Here is a 16,873-nt window from a genome sequence, read left to right on the forward strand (position 1 = left end):
TTATGAACATACTTTACTTGTTTTGCGTCTAAACCCAAAAAACAACATGATGCAAAAAGTAACTTTCGCTAAAGGAGATGGAATTGGTCCGGAGATCATGGATGCCACCCTCAGAATCTTAAATGAGGCAGGAGCTCGAATTGATTGGGAGGAGATTAAAGTGGGTGAGCAAGTCTACCTGTCAGGCAACACAAGCGGAATTAATAAATCTGCTTGGGACAGCATTAGGAAAAATAAGATTTTCTTGAAAGCACCAATCACTACTCCGCAAGGTGGCGGTTACAAGAGCTTAAATGTAACCATGAGAAAGTCGTTAGGTCTGTATGCAAATGTTCGGCCTTGCAATAGCTTTCACCCTTTTGTAAAAACGAAGCATCCCGAGATGGATGTAGTGGTGATCAGGGAAAATGAAGAAGATCTTTACGCAGGCATTGAGCATCAGCAGACGGATGAGGTGGTACAGTGTCTTAAGCTGATCACACGTCCGGGATGTGAGAAGATTGTGCGATACGCTTTTGAGTATGCAAAACTTTATAAGCGTAAGAAAGTGAGCTGTTTCACAAAGGACAACATAATGAAACATACCGATGGATTGTTCCATCGTGTATTCAAAGAAATTGCAGTTGAATACCCCGAGATTGAGTCAGACAACTGGATCATAGATATTGGAGCGGCAAGGCTTGCGGATACACCAGAGATGTTTGATTTGGTTGTGATGCCAAACCTTTACGGTGATGTTGTGTCAGATATCACTGCACAGATCTCCGGGTCTGTTGGACTTGCTGGTTCTTCTAACATTGGTGCGACATGTGCCATGTTCGAAGCAATTCATGGGTCGGCGCCTGATATAGCAGGACAAAACATTGCGAACCCTTCCGGGTTATTAAGAGGTGCAGTGATGATGCTCAACCATATTGGGCAGCAGGATATAGCAGAAAAAGTAACGAACGCTTGGGCGTGTGCACTTGAAGAAGGTATCCATACTGCAGACATCTATAAAGAAGATGTGAGTAAAAAACTTGTTGGAACGAAAGAATTCGCAGATGCGGTAATTGAACGCTTAGGTAAGAAACCAACGCAAATCAAGCCTGTGACATATGCAAAAAATGTCAAGCTGAATTTGCCAACCTATAAGCGTAAAGCCAAGGCAGACAAAGTGCTTAAAGGGGTAGATGTGTTCGTTGACTGGGATGGAGGCAAAGTAGATGATTTAGCGATGAAGCTTAAGAACCTTGAAGTAGATATTAAACTCAGCATGATTACCAATCGAGGTGTGAAAGTATGGCCAGAAGGATTCGAAGAGACTTTCTGTACGGATCATTGGAGATGTCGCTTCGAAGTGGAAAATGGACATCCTGCCATGAAAGAGAGCATTCCTCAAGTGCTTACAAAAGCATTGAGCGAAGGAATCGATGTTATAAAAACAGAAAACTTGTACGAGTTCGATGGAGTAAGAGGTTACTCACTTGGGCAAGGACAATAAAGATAGTTGTAGTAGAGTAGTAGGAGGGTGTTTCCAATAAGGACACTCTCCTTTTTTTAAACATCACCCATCCCCCAAATGCATCTTCTGACCATATCATACGCCGGAACATTAAGAGATAGTTTAAGAGTCTTCTTTGAATCCCAAGTCTTTCAGACCGTCATTACCTCAATCATAATTGTCAACTCTATTTTGATCGGGTTAGAAACTTCCGAGGCGATCATGGTGAGCTATGGCAGAATCATTGATGTGATAGATCTGACTATTTTGGTACTATTTTCAATTGAAATCTTCCTAAAGATTTTCGTTTACCGAATAGGCTTTTTTAAGAACTCCTGGAATGTCTTCGACTTCCTCGTGGTGGCTATTTCATTAGTTCCCGCGGCTGGATCATTCTCGGTCTTTAGAGCCTTAAGAATCGTACGAACTCTTCGAATACTACGAAGTATTCCTAAGTTGAGACTTATCATAGAGTCGTTGGTGAAATCACTTCCCAGCATTGGATGGATAGCTGTTTTGCTCGGGATCGTGTTTTATGTATTCTCTGTTATTGGAGTCAACCTTTTTGGAGACCTCTATCCTAAGTACTTCGGAGACATGAGCAAGGCTATTTTCACACTCTTTCAAATAATGACGCTGGAAAGTTGGTCTTCTGCTATCGCCCGACCGGTAATGGATGGAGTTCCGTTTGCAGGCGTGTATTTTATTACGTTCATACTTATAGCCACCTACACCACACTCAATATCTTCATTGCCATTGTGGTCAATACAATGAATGAAGTATCGCTGAAAGATTTGAAAGAAGAAGAAGAACACATAAAGGATTTCGTCTCAGAAGAGAATAGAAAGCTTCAAGAGCAGCTAAGACACATTCAAAGTCAACTGGAGGAAATCAAAGTAATTCAGCAATGAGTAAGTGACTATTTACCCAGTGACTTCCAGTGATCGATGTGGTCTTGCATGTTTGTTGCATTATGAATTGCTTTATTTGATATGATATAACTGACTGCCACTACAATGGTAATTGATGATAGAGTGATTATTTCGAAGGTGGTGTGATGCTCCTGCTGTAAGAAAATCCATACGGAAAGCGTATGAGAAATAATTGCCTGTATAAGAAAGAGTAAAAAAATGGATATAAAATATCTGGTTTTTTTAGCTTCAATTTTTCGATATTGAATCATGTCGCTTTCCCACGATATGCCGTTTGCTTTTGTTTCATAGACAAGAGATAAATAAGTGCTAATACGGAATGTACTGTGAAGTTGTGTTGAAAGGAGCTGTAATGCACTAAGCAAAATCAAGTGAATAGATAGCGGAAGAAGAAAGTGAAGGTTTTTGCTAAACGCCAAACTGATTATGCCAATGGAAAAGGTTAATACCACTGAAATAATTTGAAAAATTCGTTTTGCATTGTTTTCAATTTCTGATGTGAGTCTGCGGTATTCTTCCAGTTGAAATTGTTCATTCATGATGTTGGTAAGTAACGAATTGAGCAAATAAAAATAATCATATTTGGATTACTGAAACATGAACTTAAGGAGCCATTCAAAATTTCGAGGAATCGATTTTCTCGCTTCAAATCACTACTTTTGCGCTTGAAAAAATTAATCCCAATTCATAAACAAAATAGATCATGAAATGAGTGTGAAAAATTCAAAGTGAGCCTTACTTCGTCACAAATGAATTTTTCATTGCGAATTCCATATGACCTTTAAAAACAGATAAATATTATGAAAGTAACTGTAGTAGGAGCTGGAGCCGTAGGTGCAAGTTGTGCCGAATACATCGCAATCAAAGATTTTGCAGCGGAAGTTGTACTTATTGATATCAAAGAAGGTTTTGCTGAAGGTAAGGCCATGGACTTGATGCAAACTGCATCTTTGAATGGATTTGATACCAAAATCACCGGCACAACCAATGATTACTCAAAAACAGCTAATAGTGATGTAGCGGTTATCACTTCAGGCATTCCTCGTAAGCCTGGAATGACACGTGAAGAGCTGATTTCTACCAATGCTGGAATTGTTAAGTCTGTAGCTGAGAACTTAATCAAGCATTCTCCAAACGTGATCATCATCGTGGTATCAAACCCAATGGACACCATGACTTACCTGGCGCACAAAGCATTAGGTCTTCCTAAGCACCGCATCATCGGTATGGGTGGAGCTCTTGACTCTGCGCGTTTCAAATACAGACTTTCTGAAGCACTCGATTGCCCCGCATCTGATGTAGATGGTATGGTGATTGGCGGACATAGCGATACGGGTATGATTCCTTTGACTCGCTTAGCTACCAGAAATAGTGTGCCGGTTTCCAAGTTCTTGAGTGAGGACAAGCTTAATTACGTCTTGGAAGAAACTAAGGTGGGCGGAGCGACTCTTACTAAGCTACTAGGTACTTCAGCTTGGTATGCACCAGGTGCAGCAGTTTCTGCGATGGTTCAGGCAATTGCTTGTGACACAAAGAAAATGTTCCCGTGCTCATGCATGCTGGAAGGTGAATATGGTTTAAATGATTTGGCTATTGGCGTACCTGCTGTCATTGGCAAAAATGGAGTTGAGCAGATCGTGGAAATAGAGCTGGATGGTGCTGAGAAAACAAAGCTTGAAGAAAGCGCAGCAGCGGTTAGCAAGACAAATGGTATCCTGTCTGAGATGAATATTATCTAAGGATAATTAGAGATAATTACTGACCTGTCTTTTATTGAAAAAGGCAGGTCGATTTTTTTAATCAAATGGAACACACGAAAGAACTCATCGGTAAGAGTGATCTGATCAGTCGGGATTTGAGCTGGCTGCAGTTCAATCATCGTGTACTTGATCAGGCACGGAAGGAAAAGCGAAACTTGTTTGAAAAACTCAAGTTTTTGGCCATCACTTCCAGCAATGCTGATGAGTTTAATATGATTCGTGTGGGTAGTTTGTATAACTACCTGGATTACGGCAATGATCGGGTAGATTATTCAGGACTTCAGGTTATCCCATTCAAGAACGAACTTCTCTCAGGATTGAAAGAGTTTGGGAAGCAGCAAAATCAACTTTTTCTCGACCTTAAATCAAGTTTCCAGAAGCACCAGTTCGAAATCAAGGGTTATGCCGAGCTCAACGAAAAAGAGCAAAAGTTGGCAAGTAAGTATTTTGAAAAGACAATCTTCCCAATGCTTACTCCAATGGTATTTGATCCATACCATTCCTTTCCTATTCTGGTGAACAACATCCTGATTTTCGGGGTAGTCACGAAGGCATTGAAGTCAAGAGAAAAGAAGAAAATGTCTTTTATCCAACTGCCTCAAAACTTGCCTCGCTTTTTTGAGATTAATGAAAAGGATAAAGTAATCTTCGTGCCGATCGAAAAAATAGTACAGCAACACCTGGATCACGTTTTCAAGAACGTGGATATCCTTTCCAGTTCATTGTTTCGTGTCACGAGAAACGGAGACTTCACGCTGGAGGAGTCAGAGGATATTGAAGCGAACTTCCTGGAGGAGATGAAGAAGAAGCTGAAGACAAGAAAAACGGGTCGGGTGGTACGAATGGAAGTAGAGGAGGAGGCCGATCCGTGGTTGATCAAGCAGCTGAAAAAGCGCTATGAGATTGGTAGTGAGAATATTAAAGTGACACCACAGGGATCGCTGATTGACTTTACCTGCCTTTGGCAGATTGTAAATCATGAAGACTTTATATCATTTCTTCCTGTGCGACCAAAATCAGCACCTCCAATAAGTATGTCTGATATAGAGCATCAGGACATGTTTAAGATTTTGAAGGATCGCGATATTCTTTTACATCATCCATACAATACGATTGAGCCATTGCTGGACCTCCTGGAACAAGCTGCTGATGATCCGCACGTATTGTCGATCAAGCTTACTATTTATCGCCTGGCGAAAAACAGCCGGGTAGTAGATGCCTTATTGCAGGCAGCAGAGAATGGGAAGCACGTTTCTGTGCTCTTTGAAGTGAAGGCCCGATTCGATGAAGAAAACAATATGAAGCAAGCGCTGAAGCTGCAAAAAGCTGGCTGTTTCGTGATCTATGGTGTAGGTTCTTTGAAGACTCACACCAAACTTCTCCTTATTGTAAGAAAGGAAAAGGAAAAAGTGAATCGCTTTGTGCACATGAGTAGTGGAAACTACAATGAAGCGACAGCTAAGCTGTATACAGACCTCAGCTTGTTGACCTCCGATGAGTCATATGCCAATGATGTGCAGGAGTTCTTCAATGTAATTACCGGTCATTCTATGCCTGAGGCGTATGATAATCTCATTACCGCTCCAACACACATGCGTAAGGGCTTGATTACATTGATAGATAGAGAGCGTGAAAATGCTGTAGCAGGAAAATCAAGTGGTATTGTTATTAAGCTGAATTCGCTGCAAGATAAAGATGTGATCTTGTCACTCTATGAGGCCTCAAAAGCAGGGGTTCCCATAAAATTGATTGTGCGTGGAATCTGTTGTTTAAGACCCGGAAGAGAAGGCTTAAGTGAAAATATTTCTGTTCGGTCTGTTGTTGGAGAATACCTGGAACACTCACGTATTTTCTACTTTCATAATGAAGGAGATCCAAAAGTTTATTGCGGGAGTGCGGATATGATGGTACGCTCATTCGATAGACGGTTGGAGTCTTTGTTTATTATATCAGACCCCTTATTGAAGCAGCAATCAATCAATATTCTGGCGTTCAATCTGAAAGACAATGTAAATACGTATGAAATGAAGGAGGATGGATCATACGTGCATCTAGAACCAAACGGTCAATCTCCATTTGATATTCACCAGGAATTTTACAAGGTGAAGCGCGAGTCCATCATGAAAGTAAAGTTGTTTGAATAAAAAAGCCCACCTTTCGGCGGGCCTATCATCACTAACCAACACTACTCATTCTTTTACGGGTAATCCGTATTCTTTCTTTATCAGTTTATTACGATCATAACCACCGGAAATAGTAATTGTTTAAACGAAAGCATTTAGAAATTTCAAAATTCCTTTCGAAGCTTGATCATGCGATCAATGAAGCGATCGTTTTTAGGATCGTCGAATTGTATGTAGTGTCCATCAGCTTCCAATCTTAGGATCTTGCTGAATTGGATATTTAATGAACTGTATGGCATGATCCAGGAGTAGGCCTGGAGTTTATGTCGAAAATGGAGGATGATTCCTTTTGGTCGAAGTTCAATGTTGGCTGTAGAGATATAATGTTCGGCGTTCAGGTATGATTTGTATTCATCGCTTATTCCATTGATGGTCATCCGCCGGGAACCGATACCGCCCATTTTCAACCGTTCTTGCCATGAAAATGATCGCCCGACAGCCAGATCTATTTTTCGTGTAGTCTCTTTGTCAGAATAGGAGGTGTCGAATATCATCTAATTGTTGAATGCCATTCCGGGTATTGCATCCCATATAGCATTGCGTTGTTCCTTCACTTGTTCCAACACCTTTTGGCCAGACTTTGTTACCTGAAACAAATGTTTTCTTCTTCCGCCTCTTTCCGGAGTAGCACCTGCATATCTTGAATCGACATAACCCTTGTTTTGAAGTCTGGCAAGTGCCGCATGGACCGTACTAATTGTTATGGTCCTGTTACACCTTTTCTTAATCTCTTTCTGAATGGCTACCCCATATGCTTCGTCGTAAAGCAACGCAACTGTTAGCATGATTAGCTCTTCTAGTTCACCAAGATTTGTTCCCTTCATAATCGTTATTGATTTATTATTCTCTACTTAAGGTTTTGGATGGATTCGTATTTGCTGTACGCATAGAAAGTGTGCTAACGATACTCACACTAATCAACAGTGTAATTATCCCTGCAATTCCGAATGCAAAAAGGTCCATTGAGATTTTGTAGACAAAAGCATCTAACCACTGGTTGATAAGGTAGTAGGCCAGAGGAGTCGCGATGGCAAAACTTATTAAAATGATCACTACAAATTGTCGATTTACTAAAGACACAATGGATGATACCGAAGCACCAAGAACTTTTCTAATACTTATTTCCTTTTGTTTTTGCTGCAAGAGTAGGGCGGTCAATCCATATAGACCCAATGCACAAAGTAGTATACTTATGATTGAATAGATCGTTGACATGCCCAATAATTGAGTTTCTTTTTGATACTGTCTGTCAAACCACTCATCTACAAAGTAAAAATCGATGGGAGTTCGGCTGGCAAGATTGTCCCATACATCCAAAATATACGCAATCGTTTCACGCTTATTGGCGCCGGATATCTTAACAGATGAATTCCAAATTGTAACGGTGTTCAGGTACAATATGGTTGGTTCGATGGTCGCAGTGGCCAATGAACCGTAATGAAAATCATCAACCACACCGATGATGGTTGCTGGCTGACCATCGGAACTGAATCGAATGTGTTTGCCAATTGGATCTTCCCATCCTAGGTGATCTACCATTGCCTGATTGACTACCAGGTTATTGGAGTCAGCCAACGATTTTTTGAAGAAGGTTCTACCGTAATTAAGCTCCATTCCATAGGTGTCAAAGAAGTCCTGATCTACTCCAAAAATTCGTGTGGTTACTTCATCCGTATATCCTTCAGGAAACACTGTAGTAGAGAAGGTGCCGGAGCCAATAGCAGAGCGCGATGTAGAGATTAGCTGGATGTTGGGGTTCTTCAATAGTTCGGCTTCAAATACATCAATTTTTTGGTCTAATTCATTATTCACGTCGATTACCATCACTTGTTCTTTATCAAAACCTAAGGGCTTGTTTTTCAAGTAATTGGTTTGCTTGATTACCACGATGGTGCAGACAATCAGGAAAATTGAAAAGGCGTACTGGAAAGTCAGTAAAATCTTTCTGAACCAGCCTGTGGAACCAACCGATGACGAGCCTTGCAAAATGGAAGAAATAGGAGGTGAGGAAATAACAATTGCTGGATATAACCCAACAAAAATACTTATGGTAAGGATGAAACCGATAGCTGCGCCAACCACTAAAGGCTGGAATAGAGCGGATATAGCTAGCTCTTTGCCTAGCAATGGATTGGTTTGAGGAATGATGATAACTAGTAGTACAATGCTTACAATGGTTGCGATAGATGTGCTGATGAATGTCTCGGCTACAAATCTTCCCACCAGCTGCCTTCTTGTCGATCCCATCACCTTACGTACACCCACTTCTGTATGTGTCTCGGTAGCTCTTGATAGCATGATGTTGATGTAATTCACACTGGCAATAAGAAAGACGAGCAATGCAGAAAAGCTAAGTGTGTAGACAAATGTGATACTGCCAGCCTTCATGCTCCGGCCATCTCTAATATTGTCTCCGTACAAGTACATTTTTTTGAGAGGCATGAGCTGAAGGAAGTAATTTTCTGCACGTTCCTCGAAGTGCATGTTCATCATGTCCGGTAGTTTTTCTTCTACGCCCTCTGGGGAAGTTCCTTCCGAAAGTTTCACAAAGGTGAAGATGCCTTGACTGAGCCAGTTATTCATCCACCGATAGGCTAAAGGGCCAACATTTGGAACCGTGGTGCTCCAGGATATGAGCGCATCAAATTGCATCGAAGAGCTCCTTTCCACATCGGCAAAAACACCAGTGACCGTGTAATTCAGATCATGAAGCCCAACCACCACTTGCCCAATCGGATTTTGATCAGCAAAAATTGCTTTGGCTAAAGATTCACTAATGACAATGGAAGAAGGTGCAGTCAACACCGTAGATGGATCACCCTTGAGAAGTGGAAAGTCAAAAAAGTCGAAGAAGGTTGAGTCGGCAAAATATAGATTTTCGGTTCCAAAATTGTTTTCATTAAAAGAGATGATAGCCTTAGAAAACCATGGACATACTCTAATGTATTCCTGTACTTCAGCGTACTCGTCCGTCATAGTCGGCCCCATCATCCCGGAAGTTTCATAGGTAAGGTGATCTATATTCTCAGCAGGATTTACATAATGCTTATAAAGTCTGTAGGTTTTGTCAACATCGCTGTGTTGCTTATCAAATTGTAGCTCATCGTACACATAAATAAGTGCAAAGAGTGAGCAGGTTATTGCGGTGATTAACCCGATCAGGTTGATAGCAAAAAAGGACTTATGCCGCTTAAGTGAACGAAAAGATGTGAGGAGATAGTTGGACCAGATTGCTTTCATATTTGATACTCTTTTAGATTGTTTTTTGAATCTCATCCTAAAAAAACCAATCGCCTGAAACAGGTAAATTATCTTGGCTTTTCTAGGACCTTTCAATTCTACATTTTCAAAGAATAATTCCTCCAGATCTCCGGAAATGCCCTCAAATAAATAGGGTTCACAGTATCGACTTACTAATTTTTGAATCCAACCAGGTGGTTTGATTTTGTTATCGTTCATGTCGCTAAATACTCCTCAATACCGGTAAGGTTACTAAATCTTTCGTATTTGTAGAAATTGAATTACGAATTGTATGAACGAAGACGGTATTGATATGTTTCGTTTTTGTAGAAATTGATAACAAAAAACAATAAATTGTTATTTGAGTTAGTGCTTCGTGATATTTCAGTATAAAAAACAAAGAGCCCTGGAGAAACTCCACGGGCTCTTTTCAATTAACCTGAGTATTATCTTTATATTTTATCTATCCCCACATTCTTCTTCCCAATCATCCCAGATTTCACCAAGATCTACTTCTTCTGAAACGCCATTCTCTGTTACGGTTACAATGTTGTCACATGCACCATCTCCATAGTTGATGCTATACGTGCCAGTTTGATCTCCTACTGTATAGCTTCCGGACTCTTGACCACTCACATAAATCCAGGTTCCATCTTCTTCACAATCGAAATCGTAAAACAATGGAATATCTACTTGCGAGCTGAATGATTCTCCTGTGCTAACTGTGATAGATTCTGATCTGCTATTGACCGTATACCCATCCTGATCTACTTCTTCAGCTCCCTGTGCCACATAAGCGACTTCAATTAGTCTTTCACCCGTAGAAACTTCACTTGTGGAATCGTGACCATATTCCATGTAACTGGTTTTTAGATCTGCATTAAACTGATAGCTTGCATTGTAATAATAATCGGAAGTATCTGCCTGTTCTGAGGTTCCATCAATTTCTTCCCAGGTTCCACTATAGCTATGTGTACCATCTATGGTCCAGTCATGCCCACCAAAATTGGTGTAAGTAGCTGTCGCACTAAATCCGGATTCTGAATACGATCCTTTTTCAACCAATTTGCCTTTTAAGAATTCACCATAATAATCACATCCGTCACCAAAATCCAATGTGTAGGTGTAGTTTCCATTTCCATCATCTTCCCAGGTTTGGGTAAGGCATGTAGGTTCTGTGTCTGTAGAATCTGAAGCAGTTCTTCCTCGATACATAGCCAGTGGAGATGCAGCAGATCTTCCACTTTGTCCATTTTGAAAGTTTCCGAAAAGAGCGCCCATTGGACCACCAATACCATTACTTTTTAGTCTGTTGAGTGCCGAGTTGGAATTTACCAGCAAGTTTTCAGCGACAATATTTTCCTGATCTGGATTTATTGGATCAGCATCTTCACTACACGACCAGGCAAGCACAGCAACAGCTATCCAAAGCAAGGCAATTATTGATTTTTTAGTTTTCATAGTATTTCGATTTTTTGTGTTTCGATAGTGGTACATGCAGATCAAAAATTACCCTACCGAAAAGTCGAAATATTTGAAAAATGTGGTCTTAGAAGCGAATATTGAAGAAAAAGTTCGGAGTAAATCCAAGTAGATAAGTGTCAAGGGGAACCACTTCCAGCTGATCTGAAGCACCTGCAATATCGCTTTGCTCACCGAATACATAGCGGACGGTAAACTTCCTTGATTTGATATTTCTGTGGTTTAAGACATTAAAAAATGTGACACCTGATTCACACGCAAGTTTGCCGATATTGAAACTGTATTTTGCGGATATATCTAATCGCTTATAACCCGGGAGCCGAGACTGGTTGATTCGAGTTAGATCATAAAATGAGACTGAATCATTCACAATGCTATACGCTGGATTTGATGGCGTATAGGATTGTCCAGAGCCGAGCAAGAGCACGCTAGAGAGTTCCCACTTCCCAAGCTTCAAAATGTTAGTGAAGTTTAGTTCATGGCGTTGATCCTGAACCGAAGGATAAGGATTGTTTTGATTTCTATACCAGAAGGAATTTTCGGATCTTCCAAGCGAGTAGCTTATCCAGGAGGTGAAGGTCTTGTTTCTGTATTTCAAAAAGATATCCAGACCTTCCGAATTATTTTCGCCTGCCAGATTTAACTCCTGCATACGAAGTGCATCGATAATTTCCGGAGGCAGCACCAGAAATTGACTTTCTATGATGCCTTCTGTACGCTTGTTATAGTATTCCATATCGAGCGACCATTTATCCCATCGATACGTCCCACCAAAAATGAAATGAGTACTTTGTTGAACAGGTATGATCTTATCATCCGCGAGGATCCAATAAAACTGATCTGAGTTTTGGAGAATAGATAAGGAAGTTTGTGTGATGTACTGATGATGAAATGAAGCGGCCCCTTTCAATGCAAACTGGTCTGTTACTTTTATTCCCAAATCAAATCTTGGTTCCAGATACCACTTATCGGTTGGCTCATAAAAGGAAGATCTAAGTCCGAGATTGGCCGTGATGTCGTTTCTTCTGAATTGATAATTTCCGTAAAGACTGAAAATACTGGCCTCAATCTCCAAGGTGTCGCTATATCCTTGAGCCGTCGAGAGCTCTTCAAAAAAACCCTGCTTTGTTTGATATTTCGTGGTGATTGAGTTTAACTCTATACCTCCTGAAAGGGTATTTTGATCATCCAAATCAATTTCATTATGAGATTTTATGGTCACATCGCCCACAGAGCTACCTACGGAATAATTAAAATAGGTGAGCTCATCATTGGCTGAAATACTATCAGCAGCAAACGCCACATCTTGAAAAAATGTCTGCGTGATTGACAGGTTTTCTTCTTCCTTATATTCAGAAGCACTCAGGGTTGTGTTGTTAAACCATTTTGGACTGAATTGACTCTTGAGATTCATACTAATGCCGGCATTGGACCAATCGGATTGATCGAGCACCGAATACTCAGCGAAATCATCTCCCTCTATATAGCTTGCAGCATAGTTGTCTTCACTTACATAAAAGTTGACATCAAATACAGAATTGCTACTAAAACGATGCTGGACCTTGGCGTTGATATCGTAAAACCGCAGCGATGGAGACAAGCCGATACTGTTGAGTTCCGGACTTATGGATTCTAGATAATTCTGTCTGCTTGAGGTGAGAAATTCTTCATACAAATCAGAATTAATGATATCCGTAAACGACTGCCGAAAGGCAAGTAATGCGGATGTTCTGCGACCTAAAGGAATGTTGAGCGTGGTATTGAAGGAGAGCATGTTTAATCCTACACTTCCATCAAATCCATCGACACCTCCATTTTTTCCAGCAACATCTACTACGGATGATACCCGGCCTCCATACCTCGGTCCAAAACCTCCCTTGTAAATGCTTACATTGTTGATTGCATTTGGATTAAGCGTGCTGAAAATTCCAAAGAAATGATCCAGATTGTAAAGTGTGAAACCATCCATCAAGACAAGATTTTGTGAGGGTAGTCCACCTCTGACTACCAGTCCGGAAGAAGTCTCGTCTGTCGCTCTCACTCCCGGTAGCAGTTGCAATGACTTGAATACATCGGTTTCTCCTAGCATGGGAAGTGAACTAAACTGCTGAGGGTTTAAGCTAAAAAATGATGGATCCGGATTGAAGTTATCAGCCTCTGCAGTAAGTACTACCTCGGGTAATTCTTGAGGATTTTGATCAAGTCTTATGGTGAGGTTTTCTTGATTTGGAGGTACCAGAAGTTCAACTTTCTCGTAACCGATATAGCTTACGGTCAATGTAATAGTGTCCTTCGTCGGGGGAAGATTAAATCTCCCATTTTGGGAGCTCAGCGTACCTTTCGTATCAGTCTGAATATGAGCAAAAGCCAGAGGTTCACCACTTTTTTCATCGAATACCTGACCGATAAGCGGTGCACTTTTAGGCTGTACTTTGTTTTTGTTGGGAATGATCAAATAGATTCCATCGGTGAGTTTGAGGTCAAATGGAAGGTCTTCAAAGATTTCGCTGATCAGTTGAGCCTGTGAACTTGCTTTAATTTCCCTGGTAATGGTATGCTTTGAAAGTTCACGTGGACTAAATGAAAACTTTAAATTGTATTTCCTGGACAACGACTTGACTACACTTGTTAAAGACTCATCTTTGACTGATAGATTGAAGCTTTGTTGTGCAAAGCACAGAGCAAAAGCAAGTAGGAGCGTGGAGGTAACGAGGATTCGCATGAAGATTATTCCGGTTCCTTAATAGCAAAAGCATCTTGAGTGGTTTTCTCATAGCTCAAGCCTAAAGGTAGACATACCATCTCCAATGCGCTTTCAATGTCTTTATTTGTAAAATACCCATTGAAAATATAGTCAGTCGTATCTGGCAAAGTCACGGTGACTCCAAACTGCCGCTCCATTTCCTGTAGCACGTTAGATAGTTTTTGATCACTGAAATAGAATACACCAGCTTGCCATCTTCCCACCAGATCAGCATCCACGGAAGTTCGCTTTACCGTATCTTCAGCCAGTCTGATTGACTGCCCTGGCGTTATCAGTTCGCTTACTGATTTAGTAGGAATTGCAACTTTTACTTTTCCTGTTTTGCAGGCTACTTCGAAGGTAGAGTCTCTTGCGAAAACGTTGAAAGAGGTACCCAGCACTTCAACCGAACCAATAGAAGTATTCACTAAAAACCGACCACCTTCTATCACTTCAAAAAATGCTTCACCTTCAAGACTCACTTCTCTATTCCAATCTTCAGAGTAGGAAATTCGGGAGTTCGCATTTAGCATGACCTGTGATCCGTCCGGCAGACTTATTGTCTTCGATTCTGCAACCACAGTGTTGGCCGTGATCGTTTGAGTAGGTTCATTTTGATAATTAAAGAAAACGAATGTTGCAATCAGTAAAAGGGAGGCGGCAATACTTATATAAGTCCATAGAGGAATTGTAGATTTCTTTTCCTCCTGAATATTCTCCTCAATTTTACTCCATATTTCTTCTTTGCTTTTACTCGGAGGCACGCGCAACTGAGAAGCTTTATTAAGGATCTCTCCAAGCTCATCATTCACGTTGTTTGATTCGTGATTTAGTAGGTCTTTATATTTATCTAAATCATCCATTTTCTAAATCTTCATCCCCAGCTGCTCACGTATGATACTTAGTGTTTTGCTCATTCGCTTTTCTATTGCTTTGACGCTCAGGCCAAGTCGCTCTGCAATTTCAGCATATTTCAGCTTATCTATTCTATTCATTAAAAACACTTCCCTACAATCGACAGGAAGGTTTTCAATGACCTGATTCAATTTCTTTTCAAACTCAGCCTCCTCCATTTGGAACTGAGGTGAGGTAGTGTTGGATGATATCTCCACATTCGCCGATTTCTGATGTTCCCGTACCACTTTTTCATGATTAAAGTGGTTCATAAGTAAGTTGTTTGCTACGGTATATAACAAACTTTTTACTGTTTCCATCTGTATATCATCACGTCTATTCCAAACCTTTATGAAGGTTTCCTGAACCAAATCATTTGCAACATCCACATCACTACATTTATAATATAAAAAGCCTCTCAAGCTCTCGAAGTATTCATCGTAGAGCTTTTTCAGGTCGTTTTTTGTGAATGATTTGGTGACTTTCATTTGAATTATCAGTTCAAATATACACGTGAGCCTACATCATTCCTTTATTGGTACAGCACAAATGAATTTTACCCTACTGTTTTTAGAATTAAGTTTGATAATATGATTTCCAAAAGTACGATTAGAGCAGCTTTTCTTGATCTATTTGAACAAAAAATAGCAGACATCAAGGCGGAGTTGGAAGCAGTGAAAGACTCGGCAACATCCGAAACGAAAAGTAGCATGGGTGATAAATATGAAACAAGCAGAGAGATGATGATGCAGGAGCGAAATAGATTGGGAAGTCAGATGGAAATAATGATGACCCAGGTGGCAGCATTAAGTAGAATTGATACGGATAAGAATTATTCAAAGGTTTCCTATGGTTGTCTAGTGCAAACAGATGGAGCGACATTCTTTATCAGTACGGCGGCAGGTCAGCTTAAAATTGAAAAGCAAATCGTTTTTGCTATTTCCGGAGAAGCGCCACTTTCGAAGGCGATGATGGGAAGGAAAATTGGAGATTCCTTCATCTTTAATGGAAAATCATTCAACGTAAAGGATATAAAATAAAAAAGCCGACTGGTAGTCGGCTTTAATGAGGGCGAATTATTTGTATTAATACAAGTAATTGAGGGCCGTTACATCGTTAGGTCCGAATTCTCCGTCCTCGTTTGCGCTAAAGCAAGCAAGCATTACAGAGTTAGCATCGAAACCTGTTGGAGTTCCTGGAATGTGGATTGCTCCTACACCTCCGCTACCTTCATTTCCACCGCTTCCGCAAGAAAGCGAACGGTTGAAATAGTCAGTATGACGAAGGCCTAAGCAGTGACCCATTTCGTGAGTGATCACGTGCTCAGTTGTATTAGTACCATAGCTACTAGTACCTGATTGAATTTGAATGAATTTATATGGGTTACCACCAGAAGGGAATCCGGCAGATCCACCACCACCACCACCTACACGATACACAACCATATCATATGCTTGGTAATTAGTGCCAAAAGCGAGGGTGAAATTCAGACCTATATTCAGTGCATTGTAGTTGTTTACAGCCCACTGAAGTGCAGTTCTCATTGTGTTGTCTAGTGCGTTAGATCCTCCTGTGTACCCAATCACAGAAATTGTCTGGTTGTTGCTCACTAGATTGCTTGTTCTGTACTGCTCTTGAAGTTGTCCAAGTTTGAAAGTACTTTCAAGCATTTCTTGCATTTGATACGACGGAATCATGATATCGCCCTCCAGCAGATATTGCTTACTTGATTCGCCCGTAATAGGGTTTTGATGATTTACCATTTGGATATCACTCACGTCAAATCCAAGTTCATCAAACTGAGCTAAGACTTCATCCGAAATCTCGTCAGCTACTGGTCCATCCTCTGTAGAACAAGAGGTAAAACCGACTGCTAGAAACATTACTAGCACGCTCCATAGCGCATAATTTAATCTTCTCATAATAAATATTAGGTTAAACATTTACCACCAAAATATAATTCTGAATTCGGAAATAAAAACAATATTCTATTTTTTTATCAACATTATCAGTTGATAATCAGAATAAAATATGGTTAAAAGGGATTAAAGTCCAATTTTTATTTTATAAAGTCCAATTTTTGACCTATAATATTGGATATTTGAGTTTAGTCGACTAATAATATTTCTTCATCGAAGATTCACCTTGTTTTATC

Annotated in this window: 14 protein-coding genes; 5 read left to right on the top strand and 9 right to left on the bottom strand. The window is 40.4% G+C overall.

Annotated features, from left to right (window positions below):
* Positions 1 to 49 precede the first annotated feature (49 nt).
* Both ACL8WY_RS16200 and ACL8WY_RS16205 read left to right on the top strand, forming a co-directional pair.
* On the top strand, positions 50 to 1,483 hold the full coding sequence (locus tag ACL8WY_RS16200) for an NADP-dependent isocitrate dehydrogenase (RefSeq protein ID WP_436518071.1): 1,434 nt from the start codon (positions 50 to 52) through the stop codon (positions 1,481 to 1,483).
* Between the two features lie 78 nt (positions 1,484 to 1,561).
* Positions 1,562 to 2,395 carry an ion transporter gene (locus ACL8WY_RS16205; RefSeq protein ID WP_436515800.1) on the top strand — a complete coding sequence of 278 codons (834 nt, stop codon included), beginning with the start codon at positions 1,562 to 1,564 and terminating at the stop codon, positions 2,393 to 2,395.
* A gap of 8 nt (positions 2,396 to 2,403) precedes the next feature.
* Here ACL8WY_RS16205 and ACL8WY_RS16210 read toward each other — a convergent pair whose 3' ends face one another.
* A complete protein-coding gene (locus ACL8WY_RS16210) occupies positions 2,404 to 2,955 on the bottom strand; it encodes a hypothetical protein (protein WP_436515801.1) in 552 nt (183 codons plus the stop codon).
* 261 nt (positions 2,956 to 3,216) lie between these two features.
* Between ACL8WY_RS16210 and mdh the strand changes: the two genes are divergently transcribed.
* Both mdh and ppk1 read left to right on the top strand, forming a co-directional pair.
* A complete protein-coding gene (gene mdh, locus ACL8WY_RS16215) occupies positions 3,217 to 4,155 on the top strand; it encodes a malate dehydrogenase (protein WP_436515802.1) in 939 nt (312 codons plus the stop codon).
* Positions 4,156 to 4,220: 65 nt separating this feature from the next.
* Positions 4,221 to 6,320, top strand: coding sequence for a polyphosphate kinase 1 (ppk1, locus tag ACL8WY_RS16220; protein WP_436515803.1), 2,100 nt, complete (start codon positions 4,221 to 4,223; stop codon positions 6,318 to 6,320).
* Positions 6,321 to 6,463: 143 nt separating this feature from the next.
* On the opposite strand, the gene ACL8WY_RS16225 is transcribed toward ppk1, so the two are convergent.
* The 7 genes from ACL8WY_RS16225 to ACL8WY_RS16255 form a co-directional block, all read right to left on the bottom strand.
* Complete coding sequence (locus ACL8WY_RS16225; protein ID WP_436515804.1) at positions 6,464 to 6,853, bottom strand: hypothetical protein; 390 nt, start codon at positions 6,851 to 6,853, stop codon at positions 6,464 to 6,466.
* Positions 6,854 to 7,183: a PadR family transcriptional regulator gene (locus ACL8WY_RS16230; protein WP_436515805.1), complete on the bottom strand. Its 330-nt coding sequence runs from the start codon at positions 7,181 to 7,183 to the stop codon at positions 6,854 to 6,856.
* A gap of 16 nt (positions 7,184 to 7,199) precedes the next feature.
* Positions 7,200 to 9,818, bottom strand: coding sequence for an ABC transporter permease (locus ACL8WY_RS16235; RefSeq protein ID WP_436515806.1), 2,619 nt, complete (start codon positions 9,816 to 9,818; stop codon positions 7,200 to 7,202).
* Between the two features lie 240 nt (positions 9,819 to 10,058).
* Entirely contained in the window at positions 10,059 to 11,060 is a 1,002-nt protein-coding gene (locus ACL8WY_RS16240; protein WP_436515807.1) for a hypothetical protein, read from the bottom strand.
* A gap of 88 nt (positions 11,061 to 11,148) precedes the next feature.
* Complete coding sequence (locus ACL8WY_RS16245; RefSeq protein WP_436515808.1) at positions 11,149 to 13,803, bottom strand: TonB-dependent receptor; 2,655 nt, start codon at positions 13,801 to 13,803, stop codon at positions 11,149 to 11,151.
* A gap of 5 nt (positions 13,804 to 13,808) precedes the next feature.
* Positions 13,809 to 14,687 (bottom strand): FecR family protein, encoded by an 879-nt coding sequence (locus ACL8WY_RS16250; protein ID WP_436515809.1) that lies wholly within the window; start codon positions 14,685 to 14,687, stop codon positions 13,809 to 13,811.
* Positions 14,688 to 14,690: 3 nt separating this feature from the next.
* Positions 14,691 to 15,206, bottom strand: a complete 516-nt coding sequence (locus ACL8WY_RS16255; RefSeq protein WP_436515810.1) for an RNA polymerase sigma factor — start codon at positions 15,204 to 15,206, stop codon at positions 14,691 to 14,693.
* A gap of 102 nt (positions 15,207 to 15,308) precedes the next feature.
* On the opposite strand from ACL8WY_RS16255, the gene ACL8WY_RS16260 reads away from it, so the two are divergent.
* Positions 15,309 to 15,758: a hypothetical protein gene (locus tag ACL8WY_RS16260; RefSeq protein WP_436515811.1), complete on the top strand. Its 450-nt coding sequence runs from the start codon at positions 15,309 to 15,311 to the stop codon at positions 15,756 to 15,758.
* Between the two features lie 45 nt (positions 15,759 to 15,803).
* Here ACL8WY_RS16260 and ACL8WY_RS16265 read toward each other — a convergent pair whose 3' ends face one another.
* Positions 15,804 to 16,640 carry a M57 family metalloprotease gene (locus ACL8WY_RS16265; RefSeq protein ID WP_436515812.1) on the bottom strand — a complete coding sequence of 279 codons (837 nt, stop codon included), beginning with the start codon at positions 16,638 to 16,640 and terminating at the stop codon, positions 15,804 to 15,806.
* Positions 16,641 to 16,873 lie beyond the last annotated feature (233 nt).

It is taken from the genome of Ekhidna algicida (genome assembly GCF_051379705.1).
Classification (GTDB): domain Bacteria; phylum Bacteroidota; class Bacteroidia; order Cytophagales; family Cyclobacteriaceae; genus Ekhidna.